The 15,222-nt window shown below is 54.8% G+C and carries 15 protein-coding genes; 5 read left to right on the top strand and 10 right to left on the bottom strand.

What is annotated here, in order from left to right; translation table 11 throughout:
• Nucleotides 1-11 precede the first annotated feature (11 nt).
• Nucleotides 12-995: an autoinducer 2 ABC transporter substrate-binding protein gene (locus IBT47_RS00695; RefSeq protein WP_200544737.1), complete on the bottom strand. Its 984-nt coding sequence runs from the start codon at nucleotides 993-995 to the stop codon at nucleotides 12-14.
• Nucleotides 996-1,520: 525 nt separating this feature from the next.
• Nucleotides 1,521-2,294: an NAD(P)H-dependent oxidoreductase gene (locus IBT47_RS00690; protein ID WP_200558680.1), complete on the bottom strand. Its 774-nt coding sequence runs from the start codon at nucleotides 2,292-2,294 to the stop codon at nucleotides 1,521-1,523.
• A gap of 85 nt (nucleotides 2,295-2,379) precedes the next feature.
• Here IBT47_RS00690 and IBT47_RS00685 point away from each other — a divergent pair, with 85 nt between their 5' ends.
• Both IBT47_RS00685 and IBT47_RS00680 read left to right on the top strand, forming a co-directional pair.
• On the top strand, nucleotides 2,380-3,276 hold the full coding sequence (locus IBT47_RS00685; protein ID WP_200558678.1) for a LysR substrate-binding domain-containing protein: 897 nt from the start codon (nucleotides 2,380-2,382) through the stop codon (nucleotides 3,274-3,276).
• A 130-nt stretch (nucleotides 3,277-3,406) separates the two neighbouring features.
• Nucleotides 3,407-4,099, top strand: a complete 693-nt coding sequence (locus IBT47_RS00680; protein WP_200558676.1) for a helix-turn-helix domain-containing protein — start codon at nucleotides 3,407-3,409, stop codon at nucleotides 4,097-4,099.
• Here IBT47_RS00680 and IBT47_RS00675 read toward each other — a convergent pair.
• From IBT47_RS00675 to IBT47_RS00650, 6 genes are all read right to left on the bottom strand, one after another.
• On the bottom strand, nucleotides 4,079-4,675 hold the full coding sequence (locus IBT47_RS00675) for a 2-dehydro-3-deoxyphosphogluconate aldolase (RefSeq protein WP_200558674.1): 597 nt from the start codon (nucleotides 4,673-4,675) through the stop codon (nucleotides 4,079-4,081). The genes IBT47_RS00680 and IBT47_RS00675 overlap by 21 nt on opposite strands.
• The gene (locus IBT47_RS00670) at nucleotides 4,665-5,561 is read right to left on the bottom strand and encodes a 2-dehydro-3-deoxygalactonokinase (protein WP_200558673.1); all 897 of its coding nucleotides are present in this window, start codon (nucleotides 5,559-5,561) and stop codon (nucleotides 4,665-4,667) included. Before IBT47_RS00670 ends, IBT47_RS00675 begins: the two co-directional genes overlap by 11 nt.
• Entirely contained in the window at nucleotides 5,558-6,454 is an 897-nt protein-coding gene (locus IBT47_RS00665; RefSeq protein ID WP_200558672.1) for a dihydrodipicolinate synthase family protein, read from the bottom strand. The genes IBT47_RS00670 and IBT47_RS00665 overlap by 4 nt, the downstream gene beginning before the upstream one ends.
• Nucleotides 6,448-7,611, bottom strand: coding sequence for a mandelate racemase/muconate lactonizing enzyme family protein (locus IBT47_RS00660; protein ID WP_200558671.1), 1,164 nt, complete (start codon nucleotides 7,609-7,611; stop codon nucleotides 6,448-6,450). Before IBT47_RS00660 ends, IBT47_RS00665 begins: the two co-directional genes overlap by 7 nt.
• Nucleotides 7,612-7,628: 17 nt before the next feature.
• The gene (locus IBT47_RS00655; RefSeq protein WP_370569849.1) at nucleotides 7,629-8,951 is read right to left on the bottom strand and encodes an MFS transporter; all 1,323 of its coding nucleotides are present in this window, start codon (nucleotides 8,949-8,951) and stop codon (nucleotides 7,629-7,631) included.
• A gap of 228 nt (nucleotides 8,952-9,179) precedes the next feature.
• Nucleotides 9,180-10,355: an MFS transporter gene (locus IBT47_RS00650; RefSeq protein WP_200558670.1), complete on the bottom strand. Its 1,176-nt coding sequence runs from the start codon at nucleotides 10,353-10,355 to the stop codon at nucleotides 9,180-9,182.
• Between the two features lie 82 nt (nucleotides 10,356-10,437).
• Between IBT47_RS00650 and IBT47_RS00645 the strand changes: the two genes are divergently transcribed.
• From IBT47_RS00645 to IBT47_RS00635, 3 genes are all read left to right on the top strand, one after another.
• A complete protein-coding gene (locus IBT47_RS00645; RefSeq protein ID WP_200558669.1) occupies nucleotides 10,438-10,938 on the top strand; it encodes an Lrp/AsnC family transcriptional regulator in 501 nt (166 codons plus the stop codon).
• A 119-nt stretch (nucleotides 10,939-11,057) separates the two neighbouring features.
• Nucleotides 11,058-11,753 carry an MgtC/SapB family protein gene (locus IBT47_RS27195; protein WP_200558667.1) on the top strand — a complete coding sequence of 232 codons (696 nt, stop codon included), beginning with the start codon at nucleotides 11,058-11,060 and terminating at the stop codon, nucleotides 11,751-11,753.
• Between the two features lie 114 nt (nucleotides 11,754-11,867).
• On the top strand, nucleotides 11,868-12,764 hold the full coding sequence (locus IBT47_RS00635) for a LysR family transcriptional regulator (protein ID WP_200558665.1): 897 nt from the start codon (nucleotides 11,868-11,870) through the stop codon (nucleotides 12,762-12,764).
• A 16-nt stretch (nucleotides 12,765-12,780) separates the two neighbouring features.
• Here IBT47_RS00635 and IBT47_RS00630 read toward each other — a convergent pair whose 3' ends face one another.
• Together IBT47_RS00630 and IBT47_RS00625 are read right to left on the bottom strand one after the other, a co-directional pair.
• Complete coding sequence (locus tag IBT47_RS00630) at nucleotides 12,781-13,977, bottom strand: MFS transporter (RefSeq protein WP_200558663.1); 1,197 nt, start codon at nucleotides 13,975-13,977, stop codon at nucleotides 12,781-12,783.
• Nucleotides 13,978-14,094: 117 nt separating this feature from the next.
• On the bottom strand, nucleotides 14,095-15,063 hold the full coding sequence (locus tag IBT47_RS00625; protein WP_200558662.1) for an NAD(P)-dependent oxidoreductase: 969 nt from the start codon (nucleotides 15,061-15,063) through the stop codon (nucleotides 14,095-14,097).
• Nucleotides 15,064-15,222: the final 159 nt, after the last annotated feature.

The raw sequence follows: 15,222 nt of genomic DNA, 5'->3' as shown, positions 1-15,222 counted from the left end.
CGTAAAGCGGATTAATATAAGGAATCGATATTCTCTTTATTCACTAACAGCACTTTATGAAAACGAATAATGTGCTTGTCCGTATCCACATCCGCCTTGCCCAGACCTTTAATTTCAAAACCCGGTTTGATCTCCTGACCGTTGAACAGCGTGCTGGCCACCGCCGTCAGGGCATAGCCTGCCGTGGCCGGATCGTAGGTAATACCCTCGGTAATATCTCCGCTCTTAATTAATGACGCCGCCTGTGACGGGATCATCATGCCGTAGACCGCCACTTTGCTTTTCGCCCGCTTTTCTTTTACCGCGCGGCCCGCGCCAATTGGGCCGTTGGAGCCAAAGGACACCACGGCCTGTAGATCCGGATAGGTCTTCATCAGATCCAGTGTTGTACGGCGTGAGTCATCAACGCTTTCCGCCACCGGCATACGCGTGGTGACTTCATGCATCTCCGGGTAATGTTCTTTCTGATACTTAATCAGCAAATCCGCCCACAGGTTGTGCTGTGGCACCGTCAGGTTGCCCACATAGATGACGTAGCCGCCTTTGCCGCCCATCCGCTTAGCCATATGTTCAACATATTCAGCCGCGAACTTCTCGTTATCGATGATTTCCACATCCCAGTTTGCGCTCGGTTGCCCCGGCGATTCATTAGTGAGAACGACGATGCCCGCATCGCGCGCTTTCTTAAACACCGGCTCCAGTACGTTAGCATCGTTAGGAACAATGGTGATGGCATTCACTTTACGCGCGATAAGATCCTCAATGATTTTAACCTGCTGCGGGGCATCGGTGCTGGATGGCCCGACCTGCGTCGCGTTCAGATTGAAATCTTTTCCCGCCTGAATCACCCCTTCACCCATACGATTAAACCAGGGCATGCCGTCGATTTTGGAAATATTGACGACGGTCTTCTCTGCCGCATACAGCGGCGCAGAAATAAATGCGGTCCCGAGTAACAATGGCAAAACAAGTTTAGCAACCAAACGATTTTGCATAGATATAGCCTCACGAGCCTGTAGTTATAGAGATAGGATGGCGCAACGTGCATAAAAAACTGGATTGATCGAAAAACACGAAATTAATATTCATTCGGCATTAAAACAGGGAAGAAAACACTTTTACCGCTAAAAAAACCACTCCCGCCTGTCAGCTTAAAACAAAGAATAAACAGGGTGTTTTACGTGTGACAGGTAAGAAAACGCTATATATATGGATAAAAAAACTCTGCTTGAGCCGTCGTGACTCTATTCACAAAAAGCACAGGCCATAATTCATTTAAAAATTAATCTTCTGCAGGTTATTTTAAAAATTACCGTTTTTATTTTACGTTACTCTCATCACCTCCCTAAAAATAAACATCCCCGGCGGGAAGCCCGCAGGGGAATGATTCAGCTTCACAACTCCGCGTAACAAATAAATTTCATAAAAAGCAGAATAAAATACGAATGTTAATTTCTAGTACCGTTTGTTTGCCGCTTACTCTTAAACGCGGTCGGTGCGCAAACGATCGGCGGGCACTCTTATTCATTTTTTGCAGTATGCACCGCCAGGCCGGTCAGCCCCGGCGCAATATGCTCGGCCAGAATATGGCGATCCGGGTAGCTGCCATCGTTTTGACAGCGGAAGGGGATCGGCGCGTCGTCAAACAGCCCCTCCAGCCGGTTTCGCCATGCGGCTTCAACCTGTGGCATAACATCGGCATCCAGCCGCCCGCTGCCATATACCGCAAAGGTCGGTAAAACCTCCATGCCGGTGTAAAACAGCGTGCCGTGGGTAATGGGAAACAGCAGCTGTTCCAGGCAACCATTAATCCCTCTGGGGGCGTAATCTTTTTCCGGGCCGCCGACCGATACGGCGAGCAGCGCGCGTTTGCCCAGGAAGCTGCCTTCGCCATAGCGATGCGCATTGCCTTTATCCTGATAGCCGTAGGCCAGACCGTAGGCCCAGACGCGCTCTATCCAGCCTTTCATGATGGCGGGCATGCTGAACCACCAGAGAGGAAATACAAAGATCACCGCATCCGCCGCCAGCACCTTGTTCTGCTCCTGCACGACGTCTGACGTCTGGCTGCCGCTGGCAAAAGCATGCGCTGACTCCGCGATAAAGGACAGACGTTCGGGATCGCTTCGGTCAGGGAAGTCCTCGCCGTCGAAAACCGCTTTCCACCCCATCGCATAAAGATCGGATTCCGCGACTGAATGGCCCCTGGATTCCAGGAAATTCCGGGCAACGTTGACAAGATGACGGGTTAACGACGTGCTTTCTGGCTGTGCGTGTACAAGAAGAATATTCATAATCTGCGCCTCGTGAGTTGACGGGGACAGCGTATTTTTATCTGCGGTATAATAGAAATTAATTGTACGGATAACAGGTATAGTTATGAGTAATACCCTGCAGCGTCTCGACCTGAATTTACTCGTCACCCTCGATGCACTTTTAACTGAAAACAACGTCACCCGGGCCGCCGCGCGCCTGCATCTCTCGCAGCCGGCGGTAAGCGTGCAGCTTGCCAGACTGCGAGAGCTGCTGGGCGATCCGCTTCTGTTGCCCGGCCCCCGGGGAATGCGCCCAACCGCCCGGGCTGATGAGCTGCGTGAACCGCTCCGCCAGGCTCTGGCAGCGCTGGAGCTGGCGATCGCGCCATCGGATGCGTTCGATCCCGCCGAGGCAACTCAACGCTGGCGCATTGCTGCATTTGATTACGCGGCGTTAACCCTGTTAGTCCCTGCCCTTGGTGCGATCCGTACCGCAGCGCCAGCGATACATCTGGCGATTGTGCAGAGCGTGCCGTCACAGGTGGCAAGAGCAGCGGAACGCGGAGATATCGACCTCGCCTTTATGACCGGCACTGAAGCCCCGGCGGATTTGCATTACCACAGGCTGTTTGCGGAACGCTATGTGCTGGCCGGTCGTGCCGGGCATCCTCAGCTGAAAACAGCGCCTTCGCTGGCGGAATTCTGCCAGCTTGAGCATGCCATTGTTTCGCCCGACGGCGGTGGATTCCTGGGCGCGACGGATACGGTACTGGCTGAACGCGGCCTGGCGCGCAAAGTCTCGCTTTCCGTGCCGAGCTTTCTGTTGCTTGGCACTGTGCTGGCTAACACCGATCTGGTGGCGATGGCACCGTCCCGGCTGGTTTGCGGCAACGATGCGCTCTGCGTTGTGGAGCCGCCCGTCGACGTGCCGGGCTTCGACATGCTGATGCTGTGGCCCGAACGCGTCCATCGCGATCCTGCCCACCGCTGGCTGCGAGAGCAGATCGCTGCTGCGCGATAAGTATTGATGCCAACTAATATCTCCTGCTGACGAGTTCCGGCAACGCGCTTCACACTCCGCCGCGAAACCGATATCACGATAAACGCGAAGCATTTATGATTACATCACCTCGACTCCGGCAAGGACCCTGATGAACAGTACCGTCTACGATGCCTTTCGCTGCCTGAATTTACTGGCTACCGCAAACCGGCCAAAGGGCATCCGCGAAATGGGCCGTGAGCTGGAACTGGATTCTGCCAAGGTCACGCGGTTAATGCAGACCCTGCTGGCACTGGACATGGTGCAGCGCGATGCCAGGCGCAAATACAGCCTGGGTATCGGCATCCATCGTTTATCGGCCCACGCGATCCACAATTCGGCGTTTTATAATGCGGTGATGGATTTGCTGGAAGAGAGTGGCAATCACGCCATTTCGATTGTGATCGGCGCGCTGAGCGGTAAGAACGTGGTGTATCTGATCCATACGCGCGGCGGGGAAAGCATTGCCCGCGCCATCGGTAATTACCAGTCGTTTCCGGTTCATGATTCCGTGATCGGTATTAAACTGCTGTCGGCAATGAGTGATGAAGAAATCATCGGCCAAATCGGCATCAATGATTATCAGTTGCTCAGGCAGGATATTGACGAGGCGCGCCGACATCAGGTATTTGCCAAAGATTTCGGTCCGGGTGATTATCGCCTGGCCTGCAATATCCCCGGCATGCAGGCCGCCATTGCACTGTCGAACATCAACAGTGAAAGAATGGACACGGTCAGCCTGCGTTTGTACCTGACGGCAGCGGCCAGGAAAATCAGCGGCGAATCACTGCCGGTGCTGTCTTAGCCGTTCACAGCGGGCTGCCGTATCTGCCACCCGCTGGCCCGGTTTATACAGCGCCGACCCTAATCCCACACTGTCGTAGTAGTGCAGAAACTCAGCGGCGTTGTCTATCTCTACGCCCCCGACCGCCGAAAAACTGACGGGTTGGGAAAGCGGGCCTTTGATCAACTGCGGATAGTTGAGCGGCAGTGCGCAGGCCGGGAATATTTTCACCACATCCGCGCCTGAATCAACCGCAGTAAATATTTCACCAGGCGTAAATACGCCCGCACAGACAAACAGCCCCTGCTCTTTGGCCCGAGTAATCAGCTGCGGATTGAGATTCGGGGTGAGAATAAAATCGGCACCGGCGGCCACGCTGCGCCGCAGGTGATCGCCGCTGGTGACCGTTCCCACCCCGAGCTGGATGTCAGCACCAAAGTGCTGCCGCACCCGATGCAGGCTGGCTTCCCACTCGGGAGAGTTGGTGGTAATTTCCACACGATTGATCCCGTGCTCAAGCAAACAGGCAATATGCGGCACCGCCTCGTCTGGGGTTATTCCACGCAGAATCGCAATAATTTGCGGATTATCCTTCATGGCGAAACACCTCATTGAATCCGGCGAGCGTGGCGCTTTCCGCAGAAACTAACTGATAACGGCAGTGCAAAATTTCGCAGGCGCGCTGGTAGTGCGGCAGCAGTGCCTCGCTGCCGATAAAGCATACCGTTTCATCGCCGCCGGGATGACCGCGCAATATTTCATATCCCATCAACAGCCCGGAAAGCCATGAAGCGGCTTCTTCTTTTGCCAGTGCATCAAGGATATAGCGGCCCCGGCAGCGAAACAGTTCCGTCACCAGTTCACCGTGTTCCCGCACCACCGTCACCGCCGTTTCTACGCCCGACTGGAATGCAGACGCGGAGTTAACCTGCTCCGGCAGGCCTTTCCCCACGACGGCATGATTCAGCAGCAGATGGTACAGTTCGCCGGTCATAATGGTCTGCAAGCCCGTGACCCTTTGCCGGGTGCGATCCACGCGGAGCCATTTGCTGTGGGTACCCACGGCGGCAAACAGTGAAACATCGGACTGCTTCAGCGCCCCCGCCAGCTGCATCTCTTCCCCCCGGCAGACTTCATTGACCCGTCGGTCACAAATACCGGGGCGCAGGGTGAGCGGATTGGGCAGGATGCCCGGCAGCGCCCGGCCTTTCCCCAGCAGTTGCGAAAAGCTCAGCGGCATATCAAGGTAACCGGCATCGGCAATGCCGATATTGCTACCGATCATCCCGCAAAGCAGTACGGGCAACTGTTTATCCCAATCCTCACCCAGCCGCTGCATCTGCTGTTGCAGTATTCCGGGCAGCTCGGCCCGTTGACACCGGCCGACGCCGCAGCTGTCCTGTATCGTTTTCACCACCACGCCGTTGCGCACGCTGAATGCACGGAAATTGCTGGTTCCCCAGTCCACCGCAATGTAGTTCATCGTTCTCCTCCCAGCGCGACCAGCGGCAGAAACGCGGTCAGTTCACGGAGTTCCTGCCGCGTGATGTCATCCAGGCTTTTCGCCGGTTCGCGCACGTAATCGCTGGCAAAAATCCCGGCCTGATGCAGCACAGTTTTATGAATAGCCACGCCAATTCCTGGCTGCACGCCGTAACGCAGGAAAGGCAGATAGCGATAAAACAGCGCCTGTGCTTCCCGGCGATCCCGTTGCCAGGCCGCCAGGATGGCATTGATCACCTCGGGGAATTCGCAGGCGGGCATGGTTCCGGTTACGCCACGGCACAGCTCTTCATACAGAAAGCCCGCGTTCAGGCCGCCAAACAGACCGACGCTATCGCCGAGCGCCTGCTTTAAGGCGGTGATTTTCAGCGTGGTCGGTGGCTGTTCCACTTTGATGTATTTGATGCCAGGGAAGTCCTGGCACAGACGTACCAGCGTCGGCACGGGAATGTTTACCCCGGTCATCAGCGGCGCATCCTGGATCATGATGTCGATATCGCAGGCCTGGCAGATATCGCGCCAGAAGCGATAAATCTCCTCCGGTCCGGGCTTCACCACCGAAGGTGGATTGACCATCGCCACCTGCGCGCCCCAGCGTTGTACTCGCATAATTTCTTCAATGGCGACGGCGGATGACGCTCCGCCCGCCGCAGCCACCAGCGGCAGATCGCCCACCCGTTTTTTCACACAATAAAACAGCGCCTCCTTTTCATCCTGGGTCAGGGCATAGCCTTCGGAGGCATTGCCAAACAGCGCCAGGCCATCAATACCCTGCTGCAACAGGAACGTCACCAGACGTTCTACGGAAGCCAGGTCCAGCTGACCCTGCTCATCAAATGCCGTGGCGAGAATCGGGACATTACCTTTTAACATGCGGCCTCCATAACAACGTCGCGAACGCGATCTTCATCGATTTCAATCCCTAAACCTGCGCCCTGCGGCAGTTGATACTCACCGCGTTCGCAGATCAGCGGCTGTTTCAGCAGCTGATTGGCAAGGGTAAAAACGGGGGGCTGATATTCGAGCATATACAGATTAGGGATAGCCGCAGCGGCATGGATCGATGCGGCGATACACGGCCCCAGCCCGACGCTTAAATGCGGCGCAACACGCAGATTCCACGTTTCGGCCAGCGAGGCGATGTGCATCAGTTCGCTGATGCCGGTTCTGCCGACGTCAGGTTGCATGATGTCCGCCGCCCGCTGCTCGATCGCGGCTTTGAACTGGTAGCGCGTGCGTTCGGTTTCACCTAACGCAATGGCTACCGTGCTTTTGGCGCGTAACTCCCGATGACCGGCAATATCCTCCGGCAGCAGCGGTGCTTCAAGGAAACCCACACCCAGCGCGTGTAGCTGTGCGGCTAAGTCGCTGGCCTCGGCAACGCTGTAATTCCAGTGCGCATCAATGAAAATCTGCGCCTCGTCGCCGAGCGTTTCACGGATCGCCCGGATGTTTTTGACATCTTCCCGTACGCCGTAGCCCAGCGCTAACTTCACGGCATGGAATCCCTTTTCCTGCCATTGCCTGGCAAGGCGGCAGCGGCTGTCGATATCGGGTTCGGGCAGACCGGAGACATAGCACGGAACCGACTTGCGGAACGCGCCGCCGAGCAGCTGATGGACCGGCAGACCCAGAATTTTGCCTTTAAGGTCCCACAGGGCGATATCCACACCCGCGATGGCATCAATGTGATACCCGCTGATATGCCCACGATCGCGCATTGAGTCGTACATTCTGGCGTTGAGCACGCCGCTGGAAAACGGAGATTCCCCAATCAGCAGCGGCGCAAACAGCTGTTTAATCAGTTCGGCGGCCACCTGCGGTACCACCGGTGCCAGCGCTTCGCCCCAGCCGATATAGCCGTCGCTGCTGGTAATTTTCACCAGGCAGGTTTCCATCTTGCGTGAATAGACGCAGCGGTATTCCGGCCGATAGTAGTAATCCAGGCCGTTCCCGTCCGCCTTACCGCCGAGATAAGCCTGGTCCGGGGTAATTTTTAGCGGAAAACACTCCACGTTCGTTATATGCATAAAGGCTCCAGTTTTCATTAATCCAGCACTTTGCCGGCCGTTTCTTTGGCAAACCACACGGCAATAAAGGAGATCAGCGCGGTGATCATCACGTACCACGCAGGAGACAGCGGGTCGCCGGTGAAGGCGATCAGGCTTGCGGAAGCCAGCGGCGTAACGCCGCCAAACAGCGCCACGGTGAGGTTGTAGGACATGGCAATGCCGCCATAGCGAATGGCCGTGGGAAACAGCTCCACCATTGCAGCACCGCAGCCGCCGTTAAACAGCGCCACAAATACGCCCAGCATGCTCATTGCGGCAATCGAACTGCCCACCGAACCCTGCGTCATCAGCAGCATGGCGGGATACGTCAGCAGGATGAAACCGGCGCATCCCAGCAGCATCAGCGGCCGCCTTCCCCATTTGTCCGACAGATAGCCGGTGATCGGCATGCAAATCGCCACGCTTAACAGGCCCAGTGTCGTTATCAGATAAGAGTCAGCGCGGCTGTAGTGCAGATGCGTTGACAGATAACCGGGCATAAACGATTGCAGCACCCAGCTGCTGACCGCTTTAATCACCACGAAGCCCGTACAGAACAGCAATGCCGACAGCGAGGTCTTAACCGCAGTGCGCAGCGGCGACTTCTCCAGTTTTCCGCTCGCTTTCAGCTTGTGAAATTCCGCCGAGTCCTCCATATTGCGGCGCATATATAACCCACCCAGCCCGAGCGGAGCGGCCAGCAGGAACGGAATGCGCCATCCCCAGTCGTTCATCGCCGCTTCGCCGAGCCAGTAAGTCAGCAGCAGCACCAGGCCGGAACCGCAGACAAACGCCATAAAGCTGAAGTTCTCACTCCAACAGGTGAGCGTTGCGCGGCGATGCGGCTTCGCACTTTCCGCCAGATAGGTAATCACGCCGGAGCTTTCACCACCTGCGGCAAAGCCCTGCACCAGGCGGGTGATCACCAGCAGTACCGGTGCGATAATCCCGGCCTGATGCCAGGTCGGCAGAATGCCCATCACAAAGGTAGAGATCGAGGTGATGACGATCACCGTGACCAGTACTTTGCGTCGCCCCAGCCGATCGCCCATAGAACCGAAAAACAGTCCACCCAGCGGGCGCATCAGGAATCCTGAGCCAAAGACCGCGAAGGACTTCAGCAGCGCGGTGGCCGGATCGTCACTGATAAAAAAATTGCTGGCGATAATCGCCGCTAAGGTGCCGTACAGACCAAAATCGAACCACTCGATAAAGTGTCCAATCCCGGCAGCCATCATGATTCTGGCCGTGCTTTTCGGCGGACTGTTTGTTCTTTCCGCCACATATTCACCGCCATAGCGGCGGTCCGAACTTTCCATACGACCTCCAGAAGGTAAACGTCGCGCCGAAAAGACGCGTTATGTTCTGGGATTCAGCGTAGGGTTTTTGGTGAGGGGTTGCGTCGGCAAGGGGGGATTGCGTGAAGCGACTCAAAGAACAAATCATCAAATTGCTTCATATAGTGAAGCATCAATGAGAGGCGATAAAAATGGGGCCCATAGCGGCCCCTGTCAGTGATGCTTTTACATTCGTGTTGATTCAGTCAGTTAGCATGACCCGGCATTCAGCACGTAGCCTCTGCGCGCGCTTTGCCAGGCAAGGGCAGCCAGCCCCAGAGCAATAAACGACAGGATGGCACCCGCCCAACCCGGTGACACCAGGCCAAAACCGGCAGCGATGGTCGCCCCGCCGACCCAGGCACCCAGCGCGTTGCCCAGATTGAACATGCCAATGTTGACGGAGGCAGCCATCGTTGGCGCACCGGCCTGGCTGGCACGATCCATCACCAGCTTCTGGATCGGTGCGACGGTGGCGAAACCAAAGGCGGCCATCAGGAATACCGACGCGCTGGCAATCACCGGGTTGTGAACGCCGTACCAGAAAATCAGCAGCACGATCCCCTGGGCGATAAGCGTGACGAAAAGCGTACCAAACAGCGAACGGTCGGCAAAACGGCCACCCACCCAGTTACCAACAGCCAGCCCGAGGCCAAAGAGGACCATCAGCCAGGTCACGCCTCCGGCGGAGAAACCACCCTCTTCAATCATGATCGGCGCAATATAGGTGATGGCGGTAAAATAGCCCGCCGGACCGAAAACGGTAATCCCCATCACCAGTAGAACCTGGGGATCGAAAAACGCACGCAGTTCGGTTCGCAGGGCAATCGGTTTGCCTTTTTCAATATGCGGGACCAGCAGCGCGATACTGGCGATAGTCAGCAGACCGATAGCCGCGATCCCCCAAAAAACCAGCCGCCAGCTAAAGGTTTGGGCAAGCCAGGTGCCGATCGGCACACCAAACAGGTTTGCCAGCGTCAAACCCGAAAACATAAAGGCAATGGCGCTCGCCTGCCGCCCGGGTGCCACCAGCGACGCCGCGATAATCGACCCGATGCCGAAAAAGGCACCGTGATTGAAAGAGGTGATCACTCTTCCGATCAGCGCCACTTCCAGCGTCGGGGCCATGGCGGTGATCGCGTTGCCCAGGGTAAAGATCACCGCCAGGCCGGTCAGCATCGCTTTACGCGGGATGCTGGCACCCAGAACGGTCACGATTGGCGCGCCGATAAAAACACCCAGCGCGTAAATGGTCGCCATGTATCCGGCGGAGGGAATGCTGACGTCAAACGCCACGGCGATTTGCGGCAGGATACCGGCAATGACGAATTCCGTCAGGCCTATCCCGAATGCGCCGACGGCGAGGGCAAGTAGTGCGATGGGCATGTAAACTCCAGTATAAATTTTAGCTTAATACTATTAGGTGGATTAAAGTATATTCATAACTCCATTCAGCAGGTAAACGCTTATGAGCGCGATTGATAAAGAAAAAGATCGTATTAGGCAGACAAGGCACAAACCGGTCGAACTCGATGCCATCGACCGAAAAATATTAGGCGCGCTGGCGGAAGATGCGGGACGCAGCTACAGCGAACTGAGCGAGATCGTCCATCTGTCTGCCCCAGCGGTACACGATCGGGTGAAGCGGTTGAAGCGCGACGGCGTGATTAAAGGCACCGTGGCAGTACTCGATGGCTGCAAGCTGGGCCGAACGCTTTTAACGTTTCTGGTGATTGATACCAGCAGCTATGAAGCAACGCGCGCACTGCTGCAGTTCACCAGCCGACGCGAGGTTGAGGAACTGCATACCGTTGCCGGTGACGGCTGCGTGTTAATTAAAGTCCGCGCGGATGACACGGAGTCCCTTGAAAATTTTCTGATGGAAATTCAGAGCCTTGACGGCGTTCGCTCCGTTCGCAGCTATATTGCCCTGTCCACGTTTCTGGAGCGAGGCCCTTCCCCGGACTGATCCAGTCCGTTGAAAAAAGATCGTCAGATTTCAATAAAATGCTGGCCCCGACAACGATATGTTCACAGACGAAATTTATACTCTGTGTCTCAGCATTCAACAGCAGCAAAGGGACCGGCATGAATTTCGTTGAACACTTTGATTTTTCGGGTATCGCCAACACGTTTTTGAGCTATTTTTTTGGTGCGCTGATCGGCGCGGAACGCCAGTTTCGCCAGCGCACGGCGGGGCTGCGCACCAACGTGCTGGTCGCCATCGGCGCGGCGGGGTTTGTGGATCTGGCCGATTCTATTGCCGGCAGCACGGAGGCGGTAAGAGTCATCTCTTACGTTGTTTCCGGCATCGGTTTTCTCGGCGCTGGAGTGATTATGAAAGAAGGCGCCAACGTCAGCGGGTTAAACACTGCGGCAACGCTCTGGTGCTCGGCGGCTGTCGGGGCCTGTACCGGCGTGGATCGCATCCCCGAAGCGGCGCTTTTAACGGTCTTTATCCTGGCCGGCAATACGTTACTGCGCCCGCTGGTGAATTTTATTAACCGCGCCGACACCGACAGCGTTGAGGCGGAATACGTGATTCTCGCCACGGTCCCGCGACAGTATTCCGGCAAGGTGCGCGATACCCTGCAGGAGTTTCTGGAGCTGCATCGCTACCCTGCGGCGGATATTGAAACGGTCGTGACCGACAGCGACCATGTCGATATCGAAATCACCCTGATCAGTACGGAAGTTGACGCCGCCGAGCTGGATAAACTGGTGGAACAGCTCAAGCGGCTGGAACATATCAGCTATGCTACATGGCGGGCGAATACGCAGTAATGATAAGGGGGTTGTCAGAATGCTTTCGCGCGCCTGATAGCTGAATTCATACAAGCTTTGTCTGCAACTACTTAGCGTTTAAAATAAAGGCTGTTTACGTTTCCCGGAAATTTCATGCGCGAAGATTTTAATGATTATCTTGCGTTCCTGGCCGTCGCGCAGGAACGGAGTTTCACCCGAGCTGCAGCCCGATTAAATATCTCTCAATCCACACTTTCTCATATTATCAGGAGGCTTGAGGAGAGACTGGGGATGCGTCTGTTAATGCGCACCACTCGCAAGGTGGCGCCCACAGAGATAGGTGAAAAGCTGATGTTCGCACTGGAACCACGCCTTGACGCTATAGAAACAGACATCTCTGCACTGCTGCGTTTTCGTGACACACCGGCTGGCACAGTCAGACTGACGGTTTCGGATCATATGCTTCATGAATGCATCTGGCCCGCTCTTGCTCTTGTGCTAAAAAACTATCCTGATATTCAGGTCGAACTTTCTCAGGCCAATGGCTTCATTGATATTGTTGAAGGTCGATTTGATGCAGGGGTGAGGTTAGGCGATGACGTTGTTAAAGATATGATTGCAGTCCGGATCGGCGCTGACTGGCAACCTGCCGTCATCGGTTCGCCGGAATACCTGGCTAAAGCCGGTAGGCCTGCGCACCCTTCAGAACTTGCTCGCCATAACTGCATTAACATCAGGCATTCAGGGGCCGGTCAGTTATATGCATGGGAGTTTGAAAAAGGGAATGAAAAACTAAATATGAAGGTCCAGGGCCAACTTATTTACAGCAGCGTTTACCCGATGCTGACCGCAGTTGAAGCAGGCTATGGATTGGCTTACGTTCCGGATGATCTGGCTGAACCGGGTATAAAGCAGGGGCGCTGGGTGAGAATGCTGGAAGACTGGAGTCCTGTATTTAAAGGCTACCATCTTTATTATCCCAGCCGGCGACAGATGTCACCGGCCCTGAAGGTGATCATTGATGCCTTACGTCTCAATTCTGTTGCGTAAGTTACCTATGCGGGAATCATTTCTTTACAAGTGAGCGCCGTCCGGGCAATACAGCAATAGCCGCGGAAGCGACCAGTAATGCGGTCGCAAGCATAAAAGTGCTAACCCAGCCCCGATGATCGAACAATTCACCGCCAGTAAATGCTCCCATGGTGATTGCAAACTGGATGAGTGCAACCATTAACGCCCCACCAGCTTCTAGTTCGTCAGGAATTACCCGCGTCATCCAGGTATTCCAGATTACAGGGATAGGGGTGACGAGGATCCCCCAGACCAGCAGCAGTGCACCTGTCGCAGCGGGAATGTGACCCAGAGCAGTAAGCAGACCGGCGACAACTGCCAGACCTGCCGGTAACCCGGTCAGCGCAGGCAAAAGATTATCCCTGACTAAAAATCCTGAAATAAGTGTCCCCGTAAGTCCTGCAACGCCCACACCTAGCAGGAAAAGAGAAATCATATTAATGCCAAGCCCGGTTACGCTCTCAAGGAATGGCCGCAGATAGGTTGAAAGTGAAAATTGCCCCATGAACGCAAGCGTCACGGCAATCATTCCAAGCGCAAATGTCCGCCTGCGCAGCAGTGATGCTATCTGCCCTATACTGGTATCCTGCTGTGGCGGCAACTTTGGAATAACGACAAGTTGCCATATCAGGCATATCACTCCCGCTGGCACCACAGTAAAAAATGCTCCACGCCAGCCAATCAGACTGCCCAAAAAGCTTCCCAGTGGTGGAGCCACAACAAATGCGAGTGCCGTCCCTCCCTGTAGCACCGCGATTGCTTTCGGAACGCTGGCGGGGCGGACAATCCGAACCAGGATTGCCGTTGATAATGACCAGAAGCCACCAATTGATATTCCAATAAGCGCCCGGCCGAGCATAAATATGCCGTAACTATGAGCATTCGTGACGATAATGCCGGACATTACCATTACAAGGGTGTAGACAATGACGGCATTACGACGATCAAACCTGGCAAGCAAAGTATTGCCAAACAGACTCGTAATGACCGCAAACAGGCCGGAAAAAGCAATGGCCTGGCCAGCCTGGCCCTCTGTGACTGAAAGATCATTTGCGATAGGTGTCAGCAGGCTGACCGGCATAAACTCCGACGACACCAGGACGAAGCACAAAAGTGCCATACTGATTACAGCACTCCAGGCAGACGTATTTTCGAGCGCACTGAAGCCACCCACATTTTTAGGTTTGTTCATTATGAATACTATTAGTGGTGATTCTGCCGACGGTAATTGGCAGAAGGTTAAGATTCTTCCTGTCCCATTACACACTGAACAGGAGGCGGTGAGGGTTAAAACACAATTAAAAACCGTTCAGGATTTCGGGTATTCAACCTGGCCTGTAGCGATTAACGCCTGGACAGATTCATGGATAGCTTCAAGACTGCTATAGCGGGGTTGGTAGCCCAGACGGAATTTAGCTTTTTCAATTGAATGTGACGAACTTCTTACCACATGCCCTTCAGAGTTCCGCGCATACTCGCCCTCTTCGATGGTTTTCAGCCATTCCTCAAAAGGCAGGAAACTCAGGACGGGTTCCTTTCCGAACCAGCGGAATACCGACTCAGCATAACCGCGCAGGGTGATGGCCTGTTCCGAAACTACGTTAAAGACTTCCCCTATTGATGCTTCCCGGTTATCAATCGCACGAATAATAAATTGAGCCACATCTACTGCATGTACGTGGTGTAGCGTTTCATGGCCGAGGTTTGGCAAGGTAAGCGTTTCTCCGCGAATGATTCGGGAGTAAACCTCAGGATTCGAGTTACCCTGTGGCGTTGTCGGCACCCACCCTTCACCGACGATATGGCCAGGGCGAAACGATGTCGCCGGGAAGCCAGACAGCCGGGTTTCACGCAGGAGCCATGCCTCACTTTCCGCTTTCCCCTTGCCATAAGGGTCGATAGGACTCACTGGATCGCTCTCTCGAGAAGGTACGGCCGTAAAACGACCATAAACCCAGATGGAACTACAAAAAAGATAGTGCTCAATCTTGCCACGCAGTGCTGCAACAACCTGCTGCGTGCTGTTGAGGTCAAAAGAAATCATGTCGACGACAATATCGGCGTTAAGCTCAGCAATACGCTGGCCAAAAGTCCCCTTTTTTTCTTCTTCCAGTCGGTCAATAACAACGTTTTCGATTTTCGACCATGCATAATGAGGACGATAGGGTTTTGCTGAACCTCGACTGACATTAACGACCTGGTGACCCAGTTCAACCAGCATGGGCACGAGATAAGATCCAACGTGGCCGCTGCCACCAATCACAACGATACGAGACATGATTTTCCCCTGTATGAGTTCCCGGAATAGCGGTCAGAGCTCTCTCCCGCAGAACCAGGTATGATAAAGACACCACCTGAATGCCCATTTGACCGAGAGAAATATCATAGGGTGTGCTGGCGATTTTGACTTTGACTCAATATCGAATGCATTTATGGC

The sequence above is a fragment of the Erwinia sp. S43 genome, from assembly GCF_016624745.1.
Lineage (GTDB): Bacteria > Pseudomonadota > Gammaproteobacteria > Enterobacterales > Enterobacteriaceae > Erwinia > Erwinia coffeiphila.
This window is presented reverse-complemented; position numbering and strand designations above follow the sequence as displayed.